The following is a 17,948-nucleotide window of genomic DNA, read 5'->3' on the forward strand; positions in this document are numbered from 1 at the left end:
GAACGGGATTTTCACCCCGCAAGTTTCTCGCCGAGCTTGGAAAACTTTCGTAGACGCGTCAGCGCGGCGCCGCGGTGGAGTCGCGCACGACGAGCGAGGTCGCGAGCTCCAGCCGGGTGTTCTCGACGGCCCCGGCACGCAGGCGCAGCGCGGTGCGCGTCGCGACCTCCGCCATCTCCTGCAGCGGCTGCCGGACCGTCGTCAGCGCCGGCCGCGCCCAGGAAGCCGGCGCGACGTCGTCGAAGCCGACGATCGACACGTCGCCCGGCACGTCCAGCCCCAGCGCGAACGCCGCGTCCATCGCCCCGAGCGCCTGCAGGTCGTTGCCGCAGACGATCGCGGTGGGACGGTCGGTCCGGCCGAGCAGGCGGCGCGCCTCGCGCTCCCCGTCCTCCCGGCGGAAGTCGCCGACACCGGCCAGCCGCGGGTCGAACGGGAGGCCGGCCTCCGCCAGCGCCGACTGGTACCCGGCGACCCGGGCGCGCGAGCACTCCAGGTCGGGCGGGCCGGAGACCACCGCGATCCGGGTGTGGCCGAGCCCCAGCAGGTGCCGCGTCGCCGCGACCCCGCCCGCCCAGTTGGTGGCGCCGATCGCGGGGACGTCCGGCGGCGGATCGCCCGCCGGGTCCACGACCACGAACGGGATGTTGCGGGTGCGCAGCTGCTGCCGGTGCTCGGCCGTCAGGTTCGAGAACTGCAGGATCACCGCGACCGGCTTCCGGCTGAGCACGCCGGTGATCCAGTCGCGTCCGGGTTCGAGATGGTCGCCGAGGGCGGAGAGCGCGAGCACGAAGCCGGCCTCGCGCGCGATCCGCTCGACGCCGCGGATGATCTCCACCGACCACTCGCTCAGCAGGTCGGCGACCACCAGCTCGACCAGTCCGCCGCGCTCCGGATCGGGGCCGCGGCGCGCGTAGCCGGAGTCGTGCAGCAGCTTCTCGACCCGCGCCCGGGTGGGCGCGGACACCCCCGGCCGGCCGTTCAGGACCTTCGACACCGTGGACAGCGACACCGCCGCCCGCTGCGCGATCGCCTCCAGCGTCGGACGGCTCGGCGCGGACGGTTGAGGCATGGAGACACTGTGCCACAATGTCGGCCAGGCTTTCGCGCCGTTCCCCGAAACGTTTCCGCCCTCCCGAGGAGAACCATGCCGCTCACCGACCTCACGCTCGCCGAACTGACCGACTTCCGCCCGGAGGTCGAGGAGCCCGCCGACTTCGACGCCTTCTGGGAGGCGACGCTCGCGGAGTCCCGCGCGGCCGGCGGCGAGGTGCTGCTCGCGCCCGCGACGACCCCCGTCACACAGCTCATCGTGGAGGATCTGACCTTCCCCGGCTTCGGAGGCGAGCCCGTGCGCGCCTGGGTCTCGCGCCCGCTGCACGCGGACGCACCCCTCCCGGCAGTCGTCCAGTACCAGGGCTACGGCGGCGGCCGCGGCCTCGCCGGCGAGAACGTCGACTGGGCGCTCGCGGGCTACGTGCACGTGTTCATGGACACCCGCGGCCAGGGCAGCGGCTGGGGCACGGGAGGCGGCACCGCCGACCCGCACGGCTCGGGCCCGGCGACCCCCGGCTTCATGACGCGCGGCATCCACGACCCGCGCGAGCACTACTACCGCCGCGTGTTCACCGACGCGGTGCGGGCGGTCGACGCGGCCCGCGCCCTGCCGTTCGTCGACCCGGCGCGGATCGCCGTGACCGGCGGCAGCCAGGGCGGCGGGATCGCCCTCGCCGCCGGCGCGCTGGCGGACGTGCAGGCGGTGCTGCCGGACGTCGCGTTCCTGTGCGCCTACCGGCGCGGCGCGGAGGTCGCGGTCGGCGGGCCGTTCCAGGAGCTGGCCACCTACCTGTCGGTGCACCGCGACGAGGTCGACGCGGCCTTCCGCACGCTGTCCTACCTCGACGGCGTGAACTTCGCCCGCCGCATCCACGCACCGTCGCTGTTCTCGGTGGCGCTGATGGACACGGTGGTGCCGCCGTCCACGACCTTCGCGGCCTACAACCACCTGGCGGCGGACGACCGGACGATCGAGGTGTACCCGTTCAACGACCACGAGGGCGGGCAGGCGGCGCACTGGCATCGGCAGGCGGCGTGGCTGGCGGCGCGGATCTGAGCGACTCGACGTGGCGCGGAGTGGCGCTCGGGCGTCGGGGCTGGTATAAGTTTATCGAAACAACAAATCACCGACGACGCTGAAGGAACCTTCCATGAGCCTCACCCCCACCCGCGCCGACAAGTTCTCGTTCGGTCTGTGGACCATCGGCTACAACGGCACCGACCCGTTCGGCGGCCCGACCCGGCCCCAGCTCGACGTGGTGGAGGCGGTGACCAAGCTCAGCGAGCTCGGCGCCTACGGCCTCACCTTCCACGACGACGACCTCTTCGCCTTCGGCTCGACCGACGCCGAGCGCCAGAAGCAGATCGACCGCCTCAAGCAGGTGCTCGCCGACACCGGCGTCATCGTGCCGATGGTCACCACCAACCTGTTCAGCGCGCCCGTCTTCAAGGACGGCGGCTTCACCTCCAACGACCGCGCCGTCCGCCGCTTCGCGCTGCGCAAGGTCCTCCGCAACCTCGACCTGGCCGCCGAGCTCGGCGCCAAGACGTTCGTGATGTGGGGCGGCCGCGAGGGCGCCGAGTACGACTCCGCCAAGAACATCCAGGCCGCACTCGAGCGCTACCGGGAGGCCGTCAACCTGCTCGGCGACTACGTCACGGACAAGGGCTACGACATCCGCTTCGCGATCGAGCCGAAGCCGAACGAGCCGCGCGGCGACATCCTGCTGCCGACCGTGGGCCACGCCCTCGCGTTCATCAACTCGCTGGAGCGCCCGGAGCTCGTCGGCCTCAACCCCGAGGTCGGCCACGAGCAGATGGCCGGACTGAACTTCGCCGCCGGCATCGCCCAGGCGCTGTACCACGGCAAGCTCTACCACATCGACCTCAACGGCCAGCGCGGCATCAAGTACGACCAGGACCTCGTGTTCGGCCACGGCGACCTCCAGAACGCCTTCGCGCTCGTCGACCTGCTGGAGAACGGCGGCCCGAACGGCGGCCAGGCCTACGACGGCCCGCGCCACTTCGACTACAAGCCGTCGCGCACCGAGGACATCACCGGCGTGTGGGACTCGGCCGCCGCGAACATGCGCACCTACCTGCTGCTGAAGGAGCGGGCGGCCGCGTTCCGCGCCGACCCCGAGGTGCAGGCGGCGCTGGAGGCCTCCCGCGTGACCGAGCTGTCCCAGCCGACGCTCGGCGCGGGCGAGAGCTACGACGACCTGCTCGCCGACCGCAGCGCGTACGAGGACTTCGACCCGAGCGCCTACTTCGGCGCCAAGGGCTTCGGCTTCGTCCGCCTGCAGCAGCTCGCCCTGGAGCACCTCATCGGAGCCCGCGGCTGACGCCACCCGTGTGATGCCGAGGGGCACGTCGTTGTCGCTTTTCCGCGTGGAAAGTGACAACGACGTGCCCCTCGGTGCCTGATTCTTGAGAAGTGAGGTGAGTTCGTGACGCTGGTCGCGGGAGTCGACTCGTCGACGCAGAGCTGCAAGGTGGTCGTGCGCGACCTGGAGACGGGCGCGCTGGTGCGAACCGGCCGGGCCACGCATCCCGAGGGCACGGAGGTCGACCCGGGCGCGTGGTGGAGCGCGCTGCGCTCGGCGCTGGAGGCCGCGGGCGGCCTCGCCGACGTGGCCGCGATCTCCATCGCCGGCCAGCAGCACGGCATGGTGGTGCTGGACGCGGAGGGCCGCGTCATCCGCGACGCCCTGCTCTGGAACGACACCCGCAGTGCGCAGGCCGCGCGCGACCTGATCGACGAGGTCGGCGCGGAGGCGTACGCGGCGCGGGTCGGAGTGGTGCCGGTGGCCTCCTTCACGGCGACCAAGCTGCGCTGGCTGCGGGACGCGGAGCCCGCCAACGCCGCGCGGGTGGCGGCCGTCGCGCTCCCCCACGACTGGCTGACCTGGCGGCTTCTCGGCTACGGCCCGGCGGACGAGAGCCCGCTGGGACCGGACCTGGAGGCGCTGACGACGGACCGGTCGGACGCGAGTGGGACGGCGTACTGGAGCGCCGGGACCGGGGCGTACGACTTCGAGCTGTTCGAGCGGGCGCTGGGGCGTGCGGGGCGGGAGGCCGGCGAGGCGGGCGCGGGTGTCATCCTCCCCCGCGTGCTCGGCCCGGCGAACTCCGCAGGCCGCACGCCGGACGGCGTCCTCGTCGGCCCCGGCGCCGGCGACAACGCGGGCGCCGCGCTCGGCCTCGGCGCCGCGGACGGCGACGTGGTCGTGTCCATCGGCACCAGCGGCACCGTCTTCGCCGTCACCGACGCCCCCATCGCGGACGCGACCGGGACCGTCGCCGGATTCGCCGACGCGAGCGGCCTCAGCCTCCCCCTCATCGCGACGCTCAACGCCGCCCGCGTCCTGAGCTCCATCGCCGACCTGCTCTCGGTGGACTTCGACGCCCTCGCCGACCTCGCCCTCTCGGTCGAGCCCGGCGCGGAGGGCGTGGTGCTCGTCCCGTACTTCGAGGGCGAGCGCACGCCGAACCTCCCGGACGCGAAGGCGAGCCTCCACGGGCTCACCATCGCGAGCACGCGCCCGGCGACGTTCGCGCGCGCGGCCATCGAGGGGATGCTGTGCGGCCTCGCCGACGGACTCGACGCCGTGCGGGCGGTCGGTGTGAGGGAGAAGCGCATCCTGCTGATCGGCGGGGCGGCGCAGAACCCCGCGGTCGCGGCCATCGCGGCGCAGGTGTTCGACGCGCCGGTCGTCGTGCCGGCGCCGGGCGAGTACGTCGCCGACGGCGGAGCCGTGCAGGCGGCGTGGGCGCTGACGGGCGAGCGCCCGTCGTGGACCGTGGAGTCTGCGCCGCCGCTGGCGGTCGACACGCGGCCGGTGATCCGGGAGCAGCGCGGGCAGTACCTCCCGTAGGCCTGCCCCTGACGGAGGGGATCCGAGCGCCAACCAATCGCGAGAGCAGTCAACGGAGGAGATCGGCGCACTAGACGGGCCGATCCCCTCCGTTGTGCTTGGCGCCGGTGATCCCAGAGCAGCACCGGCAGCCTCGCGCCCGCGGCTACCGGAGGACATCCCAGCCCCAACCAGTCCACAGAGCAGTCAACGGAGGAGATCGGCGTGCTAGCCGGGCCGATCTCCTCCGTTGCGCTTGGCGCCGGTGATCCCGGAGCAGCACCGGCAGCCTCGCGCCCGCGGCTACCGGAGGACATCCGAGTCCCAACCCGTCCACAGAGCAGTCAACGGAGGAGATCGGCGTGCTAGGCGGGCCGATCTCCTCCGTTGCATCTGGGGCGACCGGCGTGCTTCGGGTGGCGGTGCTGGGAGCGGAGGAGATGGGGAGGCCGGGCGGCCCGATCTCCTCCGTTGACTGTCGAGGAGGGGGTGGGGTGGCCCGATCTCCTCCGCTGCGTTCAAATGGGGCGATCCGGGAGCAGCGCGGCCAGTTCCTCCCGTTGGGCTGTCGCTAACGGAGGACATCCGGTGGCTGACCGGCGGAAACAGCAGTATACGGAGGTGACCGGCGCGCTAGGCGGGCCGATCTCCTCGGTTGCGTTCGGGGGCGGCCGGGCGTGCTCCGGGTGGCGGTGCTGGTAACGGAGGAGATGGAGCGGCTGGGAGGCCGGATCTCCTCCGTTGACTGTTGTGAGGGAGAGGCCGCGGGCCGTTGTCCTCCGTTGACTGTTGTGGGGCCCGTTCTCCTCCGTTGGCGGCTCAGATGCGGCGGGCGAGCTCCGCGCCGGCGGCCGCGGCCCAGCGGAGCGGGTCCGCGATGGCGGCCGCGGAGTCGCCCGCGAGCTCGCTGAGCGACACCGCGCCGGCGAGGCCGCGTGGCTCCGCCGCGATCGAGCCCGCCGCCAGCAGCGCCGGGATCCCGGCCGCGCGAGCCAGCCCCGCCACATACTCGGGGACCTTGCCCGCCGCCGACTGGTCGTCGTACCGGCCTTCGCCCGTGACGACGGCATCCGCACCGGCCACGATCGCCGGCAGCCCGAGCGCCTCCCCGACCGCCGCCGACCCCGGCGCGATCGTCGCGCCCCAGGCGAGCAGGCCGAAGCCGGTCCCGCCCGCCGCGCCGGCGCCCGGCGTCGCGGGGTCGACGGCGACCCCGGCTTCGCGGAGCACGTCCGCGAATCGCGCGAGTCCGGCCTCCAGCGCGGGCACATCCGCCCGAGCCGCGCCCTTCTGCGGCCCGAACACCGCAGCCGCGCCGGCCGGTCCGAGCAGCGCGCTGGTCACGTCGCTCAGGATGCGCGCCCCTCGCGCGGGAAGCGCGCGCAGACCGAGCTCGACGCGGTCGAGGCCGGCGAGGCCGCGATTCCCCGGGACGACGTCACCCCCGGACGCATCGAGCAGCCGCGCACCGAGCGCCGTCAGCATCCCCGCTCCCCCGTCCGTGGAGGCGCTGCCGCCGATCGCGAGCAGCAGTCCGGTCGCACCCGCGTCCAGCGCGGCCGCGATCGCCTGGCCGAAACCGGTGGTCTGGGCGTCGAAGGGGGCCAGCGCCGGCATCAGCCCGATCCCGCTGGTCTCGGCCAGCTCGACGACGGCGGTCCCGTCGGGCAGCAGGAGCCAGCTCGCGTCGCGCGGAACGCCGTCCGGTCCGGTCACGCGCACGGGCCGGCGGGTCGACCCGGGCACGGCCACCTCGAACGCGTCGAGCGTGCCCTCGCCGCCGTCCGCCATCGGCGCGAGGACGACGCGGTCGCCGGGACGCACCGACGACCATCCCGCGGCGAGCGCCGACGCCACCTCCGCCGCGGTCGCGGAGCCCTTGAAGGAGTCGGGGGCGAAGACGACGGTGCTCATCTGCACCACCCTGGCACAGTTCCGGGGACCGCCTCTGGCATCCCGCCGCCGAGAGGACGATGATGCTGCCCATGAACGCACCATCCGGTCCCCGGCCATGAACCCGTCACCCGGCCGGGTTCAGGCCGTCTACCTCACCCTGCTCCTCGGCAACACCCTGGCTGCGTCGTTCATCTGGGGCATCAACACCCTGTTCCTGCTCGACGCCGGGCTGACCAACTTCGAGGCGTTCGCCGCGAACGCGTTCTTCACGGCCGGGATGGTCATCTTCGAGATCCCGACCGGCGTTGTCGCCGACACCATCGGGCGCCGCGCCTCCTACCTGCTCGGCACGATCACCCTGTCGCTGTCGACGGCCTTCTACTGGCTGCTCTGGCTGTGGCATGCGCCGTTCGTCTGGTGGGCGCTGGCCTCCATGCTGCTCGGGCTCGGCTTCACCTTCTTCTCGGGCGCGGTCGACGCGTGGCTGGTGGATGCGCTCTCCGCGACCGGCTACACCGGCAGCCTGGAGACGGTGTTCGGGAGGGGGCTCGTCGTCACCGGCGTGGCGATGTTCGCCGGGTCCGTGCTGGGCGGCGTGATCGCGCAGGTGACGAACCTCGGCGTGCCGTTCCTGCTGCGGGCCGCCGTGCTCGTGCTGATGTTCGTCTTCGCGTTCGTCGCGATGCGCGACGTCGGCTTCACCCCCGACAAGTCGATGGGCCCGCTCAAGGCGACCAGGAACATCCTCACCCAGTCGATCGAGCACGGGATGCGGAAACGCTCGGTGCGCTACATCATCCTGTCGGCGCCGTTCGCGTCCGGGGTCGGGATCTACGCGTTCTACGCCCTCCAGCCGTACCTGCTCGAACTGTACGGCGACCCGAAGGCGTACTCGATCGCCGGGCTCGCGGCCGCCATCCTGTCGCTCGCGCAGGTGGCGGGCGGCATCCTGGCGCCGCGGCTCCGGCGCCTGTTCGCCAAGCGGACGACGACGATCATCGGCGCCTCGCTGTGCAGCATCGTCATCCTGGTGGCGATGGGACTGACGGCGTTCTTCTGGTTCGCGGTGGTGCTGCTGGTGATCTGGGGCTTCGTCTTCGCGGTGGCGGGCCCGGTTCGCCAGGCGTACCTGAACGACATGATCCCGTCGAAGCAGCGCGCAACCGTGCTGTCGTTCGACTCGCTGTTCGGGAGCCTCGGCGGCGTGGTCATCCAGCCGGCGCTCGGACGCGCGGCCGACCTGTGGGGGTACGGGACGTCGCTCGTCATCGGCGGGGCGATCGAGCTGATCGGGATCCCGTTCCTGCTGGCGAGCCGGCGTCAGGACGACCCGTCGGACTCGGCGGGGCTGCGCGGGGAGGCTGGTGCGGGCGAGGCCGGGGAGGCGGCGCCGAGCGTGCCGTGAGCGGGCAGTACCTCCTGTGGCGCCGTCGCTAACGGAGGACATCCGAGGCCCAGCGGGTCGAAAAGGCAGTCAGCGGAGGAGATCGGCGCGGTGGGGGTGGGGATCTCCTCCGTTGTTACGGCGCGCGGGCGGACGCGTTGCAGTCAGCGGAGGAGGTTGGCGCGGTGGGGGCGGGGATCTCCTCCGTTGTTACGGCGCGCGGGCGGACGCGTTGCAGTCAGCGGAGGAGATCGGCGCACTGGGGCCGGGGGTCTCCTCCGTTGCGTTCGCCGCGGCGCCCCTGGTCCGGTCAGCCCCGCACGATCCGGCCGCCGCACAGCCACGCGGCCAGGCAGAGCACGCCGTTCACGGCGAACACCCCCGCGAAGGCGGCGGGCGACGCGGCGCCGCCGAGCGCCGAGAACGCGATCGCCGTCGTGGCCAGGGCGATGGCGGAGCCGGTGGAGTCCGCGATCGACAGGGCCGAGCTGTTGAAGCCCTGGTCGGCAGGGGTCGAGTACTCCAGGGTGAGGACGCCGAGGCGCGGGTAGAGGACGCCCATTCCGGCGCCGGCGAACGCCCAGCCGACGACCACGATCACCGGGGAGGCACCGGTCAGCGCGGTCACCAGCAGCGATGCGATCGCGATGGTCAGGCCGAGGGCGCCCAGGCGGGCGGCGAGGCGGTGGCCGATCGCCGGGAACCGGCCCTGCGCCCAGGAGGCTGCGGCCCAGCTCAGGCCCGCGGCGGTGAGCGCGAGACCCGCGACGGCCGGGGACGCGCCATACTGCGTGACCATCAGCAGCGGGACGTAGACCTCCGCCGAGAAGAACGTCCCCGCGACGATCGCCCGCAGCAGGACCACGCTCGGGAGACCGCGGCGCGCCAGCAATGTCCCCGCCGGGATCAGCGGCCGCAACGCGGCGACCGCACCCGCCGCCGCGAACGCCGGGACCAGCCACTGGACGGGTCCGCGCGCCTCCGCGGCGAGCGTGAGCGCGAGGACGGCGACCGCCACGAGCGTGGCCAACCCCGCCCGCGCCAGCTCGCGCCGACCTCCTTCCGGTCGCTGGTCGGGACCGTGCAGGCCGCGCATCGCGGGCACGACCATGAGCATCGCGAGGACGACCAGGGCCACGACGCCGAGGAACACCCACCGCCAGCCGACCGTCTCGGCGACGGCGCCCGCGATCACCGGGCCGATCAGCGACGGGATGACCCACGCGGCGGCGAATCCGGCGAAGATGCGGGCGTGCAGCCGCGGCGGGTAGACGCGCGCGACGATCACGTAGAGCGCCACGGTGAGCGCGCCGCCGCCGAGCCCGTGCACGAGCCGTCCGGTGACGAACAGTCCCATCGTCGGCGCGAGGCCGGCCAGGATGAGGCCGGCCGCGAACAGCCCGACCGACGCGAACAGGACGGTGCGCGGGTTGCCGCGGTCGCACCACGTCCCGGCCACGACCATGCCGACCACGCCCACGGCGAGCGGCCCGGCGAACGCGAAGGCGTACAGCCCGGCGCCGTGGAGCTGATGGCTGACGCTGGGCATGATCGTCGTCACCGCGAGCGCCTCGAAGGCGGCCAGCGTGACGAGCAGGCACATGCCGATGCTCACCCAGCGGTAGCGCGGCGCGAGCACGCCCTCCGGCTTGGCGAGGCGCCCGGCCGTGGCGCGGTGGCGCTCTTCGGTGCTCATCCGCCCGGCCTCCCCGCGCTCCCGGGAGCCGCCGTCGACTCGCGGAGGATCAGCTCCGGCAGCAGGCTCGCGGGCCCCGGCACCGCGCCGCCCTCGATCTCGGCGACCAGGCGCTCCACGCTGCGGCGGCCGAGCTCGGTGAAGTCCTGCAGGACCGTGGTCAGCGGCGGCCAGAAGTGCGCCGCCTCCGGGATGTCGTCGAAGCCGACGACGCTCAGGTCCTCCGGGATGCGCCGGCCGGCCTCGCGGGCGGCGTGGTACACCCCGAGCGCCATCTGGTCATTCGACGCGAACACCGCGGTGGCGTCGGGGTCGCGCACGAAGGACTGCGCAGCGCGGTACCCCGACTCGGCGGACCAGTCGCCCTCCAGCAGCGTCGGCACCGGCAGCCCCGCGGACTCCAGCTCGTGGGCGTAGCCGGCGACGCGCGCCTGCGCCTCGAACCATCCGAGCGGACCGGTGAGGTGGAGGATGCGGCGGTGGCCGAGCCCGATCAGGTGCGCGGTCGCGGCGCGCGCCCCGGCCTCCTGGTCGACCGTCAGCTCGCGCTCGACGTACTCCGACCCGCCCTGGAGCGTGACGTACGGGACGCCGATGCGAGCGGTCGAGATGTGCTCCAGCACCAGGTCCTGCGGCGCGATGACGATGATGCCCTCCACCGCCTGCGCCAGCAGATGGTCGAGCGCGGCGGCGATCCCGGCGTCGGTCAGCTCGGGGATCTGGGCGACCGCGAGGTAGTACCCGGCGTCGCGGGCGGCGCCCTGGACGGCGTTGATGCTCGACACCGGCCCGTAGAGGGCCGCAGCGGTGGTGGAGAGGACGCCGAGGGTGCGCGACCGCGCGGTGACGAGCGCCCGCGCCGCCCGGTTGGGGCGGTACTGGAGCTGCTCCATCGCGTCGAGGACGCGCTGCCGGGTGGAGTCCCGGATGCTCGGGTGGTCGTTGATGACCCGGGACACAGTCTGGTGCGAGACGCCGGCGAGCAGCGCGACGTCGCGGATGCTCGCGGCGCGGACCGCAGGATCGTGGGGCACGGCCCCATTATCCGGGACATCGTGGTGCTCCGGCGCGTCCGCGCGACCCGCAGCCCCGCGGATGGCGAGGCCGGCCACCTGCGACACCAGGGAGTCGGCTGTCACGACCACGACCACTGACGACTCACCCGCGGCGGCGCTTCCTCCGGCGCGCGACCACCCCGACGAGCACCGCGATCACCGCGATCCCGGCCGGGAACACGAGGTGCCAGCCGGCCAGCACGAGCAGCCCCGCCGCGAACACGACCGACAGCACCGCCATCCACCACCCCGGCGAGCGGGTCGGCAGCAGGACGATCGCGCTCGCCACGCCCAGGCCGTAGACCGCCGCCGCGATGCTGGTGTGCACGAGGATGAACGGCTGGAGGTCGCCGCTGGCCAGCACCACGACCGAGTACAGCGCCATGACCACCGCGGACAGCAGGAGCCCTCGGCGCGCGACGGCGCCGTTCTCCGCGCCGCGGCCGAACCAGGCCGGGAGGTCGCCGTCGCGGCCCATCGCGGCGCCGAGCTTGCTGAAGGCCGCGAGGTAGGCGTTGAAGACGCCCGTGACGACGATCGCGGCGATGACCGCGACGACCACGCCGCCGCCGGAGCCGGTCGCGACCGAGACGAGGTCGAGCAGCGGAACGGCCGACGTGGCGGCGTGGCCGCCCAGCACCGCGACGGTGACGGTCTGGATCGCGAGGTACGCGACCGACACGATCACCAGCGCCAGCGCGGTCGCGCGCGGGATGTCGCGCCGCGGGTTGCGGAACTCGCCGCCGATGCCGGCCACGGCCTCCCACCCGGCGAACGCCCAGATGTAGAGGCTCATCGCGAGGCCGACGCCCGACCAGCCGTGCGGGAGCAGCGGCTGGAGGTTCTCGGCTCGCGCGTGCGGAGCCGCGGCGGCGAGGACGAACACGAGCACGGCGACGAGCGCCCCGGAGAGCACGAGCTGGACGGACGCGGCGAACCGGACGCCGAACGCCGTCACCGCGACGGGCACGACCATCAGGGCGATCGCGATGACGACGGTCTGCACGGCGTCCCCGCCGATCACCGCCACGACGTACCGCGCGGTCATCAGGGCGGCGATGGGGGCGCCGATCGGGGTGCCGAAGAAGAACCAGTAGCTGACGATCCGCGCGGAGGTCGGACCGAAAGCGCGGCGGGCGAACGTCGCGACACCGCCCGCGTCCGGGTGGCGGCGGGCCAGCGCGGCGAACGTCGCGGCCAGCGGGACGGAGATCAGCGCGAGGGCGGCGACCGCGAGGATGGCGCCCGGTCCGGCCGCGGCGGCGGCGAGCGCGGGGAGGACGAGGATGCCCGTGCCGAGGACCGCCGCGACGTAGAGCGCCGTGCCGCCGGCGACGCCGAGGTGCCCGCGGTGCTCGACGGGCTCCGCCGTGGGCACGCGTGTGGCGGAGGGAGCGCTATCGGTCACCGGACCATCCTGCCGCGGACCACCGACATCCGCCGTTCATCCGCGGCCACGTCGCGGCGATCCCCGGCCAATCGCGCCGAGGTCCCGCCGAGGGGCACGTAAACGCCCCCAAAACGGCGTTTCAGGGGCGTCTACGTGCCCTTCGGCGACTGGTCACTTCGTCAGGTCGTAGAGGGTGGTGCCTCCCACTGTCGTCGCGGTGAAGTTCTTCTCGACCCAGGAGGCGATGGCGCTGGAGGCGCTGCTCCCGCCGTTGGCCTGGCCCACCCCGCCGGCGATGAAGTAGTGGATCTTCCCTTCCTTCACGTACTGCTCGAACTGCGCCAGTGTGGGCGACGGGTCGGAGCCGTTGAAGCCGCCGATCGGCATCACGGCCTCCTGGGTCGCCAGCTGGTAGCCCGCAGCGGAGTTGGAGCCGATCGCCGCCGCCACCCAGGTGTAGGAGGAGGCGTCCGCCTTCAGGAGGGCGCTGAGCTGGGAGCTGACGGTGCTGGAGCCGAGGAGACCGCCCATCCCGCCGCCGCCGGCCGCGCCGGTCGCGCCGCCCGGTCCGCCCAGGGTGCCCGTGGCCCCGCCGGCAGTGCCGCCGCCGCCCGTGGTCCCGCCGGTCGCGCCACCGGCCCCGCCGGCCGTACCGTTCGCGCCCGGGAATCCGCCCTGCCCGAACCCACCTGGCGCCCCCTGCCCGCCACCGTTCGGCGCCCCGCCGAACCCGCGGCCGCCACCCGGCCCGCCCATCGCCCCCGCCACGGTCGGCCCCGCGGTCACGATCGACCCGCTGTGCCCCGTGGTCACGGTCTGCAGCGTGTACGCGGTCGGCGCGAGCAGCGCCGCCACCAGCGTCGCGGCGATGGTCGCGCCCGACAGCGCCCGGCTGCGCGGGGGAAGGAGCAGCAGCACGGACGCCGCGAGCGCGACGAGGAGGACGACCACCTTCAGCCACGGGAGCCAGGAGGTCGCGCGGTCCAGCAGCACCCACGCCCACACCGCCGTGCCGAGCATGGTCACGGCCGAGAGGATGCGCACCCACAGCCGGTCCCGCGCTCCCCAGGCCGCGGAGGCGCCGATCGCGACGACGCCGGCGAGCGCCGGGGCCAGGGCGACCGTGTAGTAGGCGTGGAAGATGCCCGCCATGAACGAGAACGCCACCGCGGTCACGATCAGCCAGCCGCCGAAGAGCAGGAGGGTCGCGCGGCGGGCGTCGGTGCGGGCCATCCGGCGGCCGAGCACGAGCGCCACGACGAACAGCACCAGCGCCGCAGGGAGCAGCCAGGTGATCTGGCCGCCGATCTCGTTCTCGAACAGACGCAGGATGCCGGTGGCTCCCCACATACCGCCTCCCGTCGCGCCGCCGCGGCCGCCGGTGACGCTGCCAGTCTCGTTGCCGGTGAGGCGGCCGAGCCCGTTGTAGCCGAAGGTCAGCTCCAGGAAGCTGTTGGTCTGCGAGCCGCCGATGTAGGGCCGCAGCGAGGCGGGGACGAGCTCGACGATCGCGACCCACCAGCCGGCCGCGACGACCACCGCGCCGAGCGCGGCGAACAGGTGGCCGAACCGCTTCGCCCAAGAGACCCGCGCCGCCGCCAGGTAGACGCCGGCGAGCACCGGGAGGATCAGGAACGCCTGGAGCTGCTTGGTCAGGAACCCGAAGCCGACGGCGACGCCCGCCCAGATCACCCAGCGGATGCGGCCGGACTCGATGCCGCGCAGGGTCAGGTAGGTCGCCAGCGTCAGCAGCAGCACGAGCAGCGCGTCCGGATTGTTGAACCGGAACATCAGCGCCGCCACCGGGGTCACCGCCAGCACGCCGCCCGCGAGCAGCGCGGTCCGCGCGCTGAAGTTGCGCCGAACGGTCAGGTACACAAGCCACACGGTCGCGACGCCCATCAGCGCCTCCGGCACGAGGATGCTCCACGAGCTGAGGCCGAAGACCCGCACCGAGAGCGCCATGATCCAGAGGCTCGCCGGCGGCTTGTCGACCGTGATCGAGTTCGCGGCGTCGCTGGAGCCGTAGAACAACGCCTCCCAGTTCACCGAGCCCGCCTGCACCGCAGCCGAGTAGAAGGAGTTGGCCCAGCCGCTGGCGGCGAGGTCCCAGAGGTAGAGGAGAGCGGTGACGGCCAGGAGGCCGAGCAGCGCCGGGCGCTCCCAGGCGGCGGCGTCCTCCCGGCCGCGCACGAGGCGGCGCAGGCGGGCGCCGAGGCCGCGGCGCGGCGGGGTGGAGGCGGCGGGAGGAGCCGGCGGGCTGGAGGTGGTCGGGCTGGGGGTGGTCAGGACGGACATGATCAGTTCTCCCTTTCGGTCGGGACGAGGATGAGGTCGGTGGGAGGAACTGCCGGAGGCACAGGGCTTGCGGCAGCCGCCTCGGCGACCGCCTCCCGCCTCCCCGCCCGGAACACCCACAGCCGCAACAGGACGAACCGCACGAGCGTCGCGAACAGGTTCGCCGCCGTGAGCACGATCAGCTCGACCCGGGCGGGCGCGCCCGGCGCCGTGGCGTGCAGCACCGCGAGCGACCCGCTGGTGAGCGCCCAGGCGATCCCGAACACGACCAGCCCCTGGAACTGGTGCCGCACCATCCCCGGCCGCCCGCGCACGCCGAACGTGAAGCGCCGGTTGGCCCAGGTGTTGGCGACCGCCGTCAGCAGCAGGGCGGCGAAGTTGGCCGCCTGGCCGCCGAGCACGCCGGACAGCAGCAGGTACAGCAGCGCGTACGCCGCGGTCGAGAGCACCCCGACGATCGCGAACCGCACGACCTGCCCGACGAAGCTCGGCGGCGTCGGCGGCGCGAACGGCCGCCTCCCGAGCTCGGCGTAGACGGCCTCGATCGGGATGCGGCCGCGTGCGATGTTCGTGCCGACGCGCAGCATCCCCTTGAGGTCCTCGCGGGCGGTTCGCACGATGTCCACCGAGCTGTGCGGGTCGTCCACCCAGTCGACAGGGATCTCGTGGATGCGCAGCCCTGCCCGCTCGGCGAGGATCAGCAGCTCGGTGTCGAAGAACCAGCCGTCGTCCTCCACGAGCGGGAGGAGGCGCCGGGCGACGTCCCGGCGGATGGCCTTGAAGCCGCACTGCGCGTCGGAGAATCCGACCGACATCGTGCGGCGCAGCAGCAGGTTGTAGCTGCGGGAGATGAACTCGCGCCTGCCGCCGCGGGTGACGCGCGCGCTCCTGCCCAGCCGGGTGCCGATCGCGAGGTCGGAGTGGCCGGAGAGCAGCGGCGCCACCAGCGGCGGGAGGGCGGCGAGGTCGGTGGAGAGGTCCTCGTCCAGGTAGACGAGGACCTCGGCGGGCGAGGAGCCCCACACCGCTTTGAGGGCGCGTCCGCGTCCTTTCAGCGGGAGGTGCACGGCGACGACCCCGCTCAGCTCCGCGGCGAGCGCGTCCGCGAGGGCGGGCGTGGCGTCGGTGCTGGCGTTGTCGGCGATCGTGATCCGCCAGCTCGCCTGCACCGTGTCGGTCAGGTAGGCGTGCAGCCGGCGGAGGGACGTGTCGAGCGTCGCCTGCTCGTTGAACACGGGCACGACGATGTCGAGCGAGAGTGGCGTTGGCTGGGACATGGGAGCAACCCTGCCGCCGTTACCTCCTCGTGACCTTTCGCGGGGTTATGGCCGGTCGATGGAGGTTCTGAGGGGTTCCTATGCCGCGCCGATCAGCACGCCGCGCCGATCAGCCGGCTGCGGCCTCCCAGGCGAAGCCGTCCGGGTCGGTCGCCGCGCTGTCCCCGCCGATGACGATCCGGTGCGAGCCCGAGCCGTCCTCCGCCACGCCCGCGTCCTTGGCGAGCGCGCGCCGCTTGTAGAGGCCGAGCTGCACCGGGCTGTCCTTCAGGTCGAACTGCACGTAGGAGCCGAAGCTCTTGCCGACCGGGAGGCCGCGGGCCGCGTAGAACTGCTTGCTCGCGCTCACGTCGTCGACGCCGAGCAGCAGCACGACCGACTCGGGCTCGCGCTTGGCCGGGCCGGAGTCCTTCTTCTCGGAGGTCGCGATCTTCCAGATCGCGCCGTCCGGCGCCTGCACGGTGCCGCCGACGCCCCAGAAGGTCTTGGTGACCGGCTTGATCGTCGTGGCGCCCGCGGCGAGCGCGGACTCCACGTAGGCGTTCACGTCGGCCGGCTGCGCGACCGTGATGGACATCGTGTAGCCGCGGAAGCCGGTGGAGGGTGTGGCGGATGGCGGGCAGGGAATGTCCCAGACCGGCGTACCGTTGCACTCACCATGGCTACCGTCGAGCTCACCGCTCAGAACATCGAGTCCCAGATCACCGAGAACGACATCGTCTTCGTCGACTTCTGGGCGGAATGGTGCGGCCCGTGCCGCATGTTCGGCCCGGTCTTCGAGAAGGCGTCGCAGGAGCACACCGACGTCGTGTTCGGCAAGGTCGACACCGAGGCGGAACAGGCGCTCGCCGCGTCCGCCGGCATCACCTCCATCCCGACGCTGATGGCGTTCCGGGACGGCATCCTGGTCTTCTCGCAGCCGGGCGCGCTGCCCGCACCGACCTTCCAGGACCTGATCACCCAGGTCAAGGCCCTCGACATGGACGCCGTGCGCGCCTCGATCGCCGAGGCCAAGGCCGGGGAGTCCGCGCCCGAGGCGTGACGCTCAGAATCCAGTCGGCATCGTGACGGTGTAGGGGGCTTCGAGGGCGCGCACCTCCTCCTCCGTCAGCTCCAGGTGCAGGGCGGCGACAGCGTCGGGCAGGTGGTTCGGCTTGGTCGCGCCGACGATCGGCGCGTCCACGACCGGGTTGCGCAGCACCCACGCCAGAGCGACCTGCGCCATCGGGACGCCGCGCGCCTCCGCCACCCGCTGCACGGCCTCCGCGATCGGCTTGTCGTGCTCCTCGGAGTACCGCGCCTGGAGCGGGTCGGTCTCGCCGCGCAGCGTCTGCTCGCCCCACGGCCGCGTCAGCCGGCCCTTCGCGAGCGGGCTCCACGGGAGGCTGCCGACGCCCTGGTCCGCCAGCAGCGGGAACATCTCGCGCTCCTCCTCGCGCATCATCAGGCTGTACTGGTCCTGCATGGTCACGAACCGGGTCCAGCCGCCGAGGTCGGCCGCGTGCTGGAGTTTGGCGAACTGCCACGCCCACATCGAGGACGCACCGATGTAGCGGGCCTTGCCCGCCTTGACCACGTCGTGCAGCGCCTCCATCGTCTCCTCGACCGGGGTCAGCGGGTCGAAGCGGTGGATCTGGTACAGGTCCACGAAGTCGGTGTTCAGGCGGGTCAGCGACGCGTCGATCTGCTCCAGGATCGCCCGGCGCGACAGGCCGGAGCCGCCGGGGCCGTCGTGCATAGGGAAGTTCAGCTTGGTCGCCAGCACGACGTCCTCACGCGTGGTGTACTCGCGGATGGCGCGGCCGACGATCTCCTCCGAGCTGCCGAAGCCGTAGACGTTGGCGGTGTCCCAGAAGGTGATGCCTGCCTCCACGGCCTGGCGGAAGATCGGTGCGGCGCCCTCGTCGTCCAGCGCCCACTCGTTGAAACCGCGCGACCTGTCGCCGAAGCTCATGCAGCCCAGTGCGAGGCGGCTGACCGTCAGGCCGGTCGACCCCAGTCGGGTGTACTCCATAGTGTCGTTCTCCTCTCGCCGTCGA

The 17,948-nt window shown here is 73.1% G+C and carries 14 protein-coding genes; 5 read left to right on the plus strand and 9 right to left on the minus strand.

Features of this window, described 5'->3' with window-relative positions:
- Positions 1-58: 58 nt before the first annotated feature.
- The gene (locus tag ABCS02_RS18120) at positions 59-1,072 is read right to left on the minus strand and encodes a LacI family DNA-binding transcriptional regulator (RefSeq protein ID WP_345837064.1); all 1,014 of its coding nucleotides are present in this window, start codon (positions 1,070-1,072) and stop codon (positions 59-61) included.
- Positions 1,073-1,147: 75 nt separating this feature from the next.
- On the opposite strand from ABCS02_RS18120, the gene ABCS02_RS18125 reads away from it, so the two are divergent.
- The 3 genes from ABCS02_RS18125 to xylB all read left to right on the plus strand — a co-directional run bounded on the left by ABCS02_RS18125 (position 1,148) and on the right by xylB (position 4,934).
- Positions 1,148-2,113 carry an acetylxylan esterase gene (locus ABCS02_RS18125; protein WP_345837065.1) on the plus strand — a complete coding sequence of 322 codons (966 nt, stop codon included), beginning with the start codon at positions 1,148-1,150 and terminating at the stop codon, positions 2,111-2,113.
- A gap of 94 nt (positions 2,114-2,207) precedes the next feature.
- The gene (gene xylA, locus ABCS02_RS18130) at positions 2,208-3,401 is read left to right on the plus strand and encodes a xylose isomerase (RefSeq protein WP_345837066.1); all 1,194 of its coding nucleotides are present in this window, start codon (positions 2,208-2,210) and stop codon (positions 3,399-3,401) included.
- A 105-nt stretch (positions 3,402-3,506) separates the two neighbouring features.
- Positions 3,507-4,934 carry a xylulokinase gene (xylB, locus tag ABCS02_RS18135; protein ID WP_345837067.1) on the plus strand — a complete coding sequence of 476 codons (1,428 nt, stop codon included), beginning with the start codon at positions 3,507-3,509 and terminating at the stop codon, positions 4,932-4,934.
- Positions 4,935-5,732: 798 nt separating this feature from the next.
- On the opposite strand, the gene ABCS02_RS18140 is transcribed toward xylB, so the two are convergent.
- Positions 5,733-6,827: a glycerate kinase gene (locus ABCS02_RS18140; RefSeq protein ID WP_345837068.1), complete on the minus strand. Its 1,095-nt coding sequence runs from the start codon at positions 6,825-6,827 to the stop codon at positions 5,733-5,735.
- Between the two features lie 97 nt (positions 6,828-6,924).
- Here ABCS02_RS18140 and ABCS02_RS18145 point away from each other — a divergent pair, with 97 nt between their 5' ends.
- On the plus strand, positions 6,925-8,214 hold the full coding sequence (locus ABCS02_RS18145; protein WP_345837069.1) for an MFS transporter: 1,290 nt from the start codon (positions 6,925-6,927) through the stop codon (positions 8,212-8,214).
- 289 nt (positions 8,215-8,503) lie between these two features.
- Here ABCS02_RS18145 and ABCS02_RS18150 read toward each other — a convergent pair whose 3' ends face one another.
- The 6 genes from ABCS02_RS18150 to ABCS02_RS18175 form a co-directional block, all read right to left on the minus strand.
- Entirely contained in the window at positions 8,504-9,889 is a 1,386-nt protein-coding gene (locus tag ABCS02_RS18150; protein WP_345837070.1) for an MFS transporter, read from the minus strand.
- Positions 9,886-10,923 (minus strand): LacI family DNA-binding transcriptional regulator, encoded by a 1,038-nt coding sequence (locus tag ABCS02_RS18155; RefSeq protein WP_345837337.1) that lies wholly within the window; start codon positions 10,921-10,923, stop codon positions 9,886-9,888. Before ABCS02_RS18155 ends, ABCS02_RS18150 begins: the two co-directional genes overlap by 4 nt.
- 124 nt (positions 10,924-11,047) lie before the next feature.
- On the minus strand, positions 11,048-12,352 hold the full coding sequence (locus ABCS02_RS18160; RefSeq protein WP_345837071.1) for an amino acid permease: 1,305 nt from the start codon (positions 12,350-12,352) through the stop codon (positions 11,048-11,050).
- A gap of 153 nt (positions 12,353-12,505) precedes the next feature.
- Positions 12,506-14,632, minus strand: coding sequence for a glycosyltransferase family 39 protein (locus ABCS02_RS18165; protein ID WP_345837072.1), 2,127 nt, complete (start codon positions 14,630-14,632; stop codon positions 12,506-12,508).
- A 2-nt stretch (positions 14,633-14,634) separates the two neighbouring features.
- Positions 14,635-15,909 carry a glycosyltransferase gene (locus ABCS02_RS18170; RefSeq protein WP_345837073.1) on the minus strand — a complete coding sequence of 425 codons (1,275 nt, stop codon included), beginning with the start codon at positions 15,907-15,909 and terminating at the stop codon, positions 14,635-14,637.
- Between the two features lie 109 nt (positions 15,910-16,018).
- The gene (locus ABCS02_RS18175; RefSeq protein WP_345837074.1) at positions 16,019-16,486 is read right to left on the minus strand and encodes a glyoxalase; all 468 of its coding nucleotides are present in this window, start codon (positions 16,484-16,486) and stop codon (positions 16,019-16,021) included.
- Positions 16,487-16,567: 81 nt separating this feature from the next.
- Here ABCS02_RS18175 and trxA point away from each other — a divergent pair, with 81 nt between their 5' ends.
- Positions 16,568-16,951: a thioredoxin gene (trxA, locus tag ABCS02_RS18180; RefSeq protein ID WP_345837075.1), complete on the plus strand. Its 384-nt coding sequence runs from the start codon at positions 16,568-16,570 to the stop codon at positions 16,949-16,951.
- 3 nt (positions 16,952-16,954) lie between these two features.
- Here the strand turns inward: trxA and ABCS02_RS18185 are convergent, their stop codons facing one another.
- The gene (locus ABCS02_RS18185) at positions 16,955-17,923 is read right to left on the minus strand and encodes an aldo/keto reductase (RefSeq protein WP_345837076.1); all 969 of its coding nucleotides are present in this window, start codon (positions 17,921-17,923) and stop codon (positions 16,955-16,957) included.
- Positions 17,924-17,948: the final 25 nt, after the last annotated feature.

It is taken from the genome of Microbacterium sp. X-17, assembly GCF_039615055.1.

What these genes read in the sequence shown, in the direction of transcription:
- ABCS02_RS18185 (WP_345837076.1), bottom strand. Translation starts at nt 17,923, where the DNA reads ATGGAGTACACCCGACTGGGGTCGACCGGCCTGACGGTCAGCCGCCTC.
- ABCS02_RS18125 (WP_345837065.1), top strand. Translation starts at nt 1,148, where the DNA reads ATGCCGCTCACCGACCTCACGCTCGCCGAACTGACCGACTTCCGCCCG.
- ABCS02_RS18120 (WP_345837064.1), bottom strand. Translation starts at nt 1,072, where the DNA reads ATGCCTCAACCGTCCGCGCCGAGCCGTCCGACGCTGGAGGCGATCGCG.
- trxA (WP_345837075.1), top strand. Translation starts at nt 16,568, where the DNA reads ATGGCTACCGTCGAGCTCACCGCTCAGAACATCGAGTCCCAGATCACC.
- xylA (WP_345837066.1), top strand. Translation starts at nt 2,208, where the DNA reads ATGAGCCTCACCCCCACCCGCGCCGACAAGTTCTCGTTCGGTCTGTGG.
- ABCS02_RS18165 (WP_345837072.1), bottom strand. Translation starts at nt 14,632, where the DNA reads ATGTCCGTCCTGACCACCCCCAGCCCGACCACCTCCAGCCCGCCGGCT.
- ABCS02_RS18145 (WP_345837069.1), top strand. Translation starts at nt 6,925, where the DNA reads ATGAACCCGTCACCCGGCCGGGTTCAGGCCGTCTACCTCACCCTGCTC.
- ABCS02_RS18175 (WP_345837074.1), bottom strand. Translation starts at nt 16,486, where the DNA reads ATGTCCATCACGGTCGCGCAGCCGGCCGACGTGAACGCCTACGTGGAG.
- ABCS02_RS18150 (WP_345837070.1), bottom strand. Translation starts at nt 9,889, where the DNA reads ATGAGCACCGAAGAGCGCCACCGCGCCACGGCCGGGCGCCTCGCCAAG.
- ABCS02_RS18140 (WP_345837068.1), bottom strand. Translation starts at nt 6,827, where the DNA reads ATGAGCACCGTCGTCTTCGCCCCCGACTCCTTCAAGGGCTCCGCGACC.
- ABCS02_RS18170 (WP_345837073.1), bottom strand. Translation starts at nt 15,909, where the DNA reads ATGTCCCAGCCAACGCCACTCTCGCTCGACATCGTCGTGCCCGTGTTC.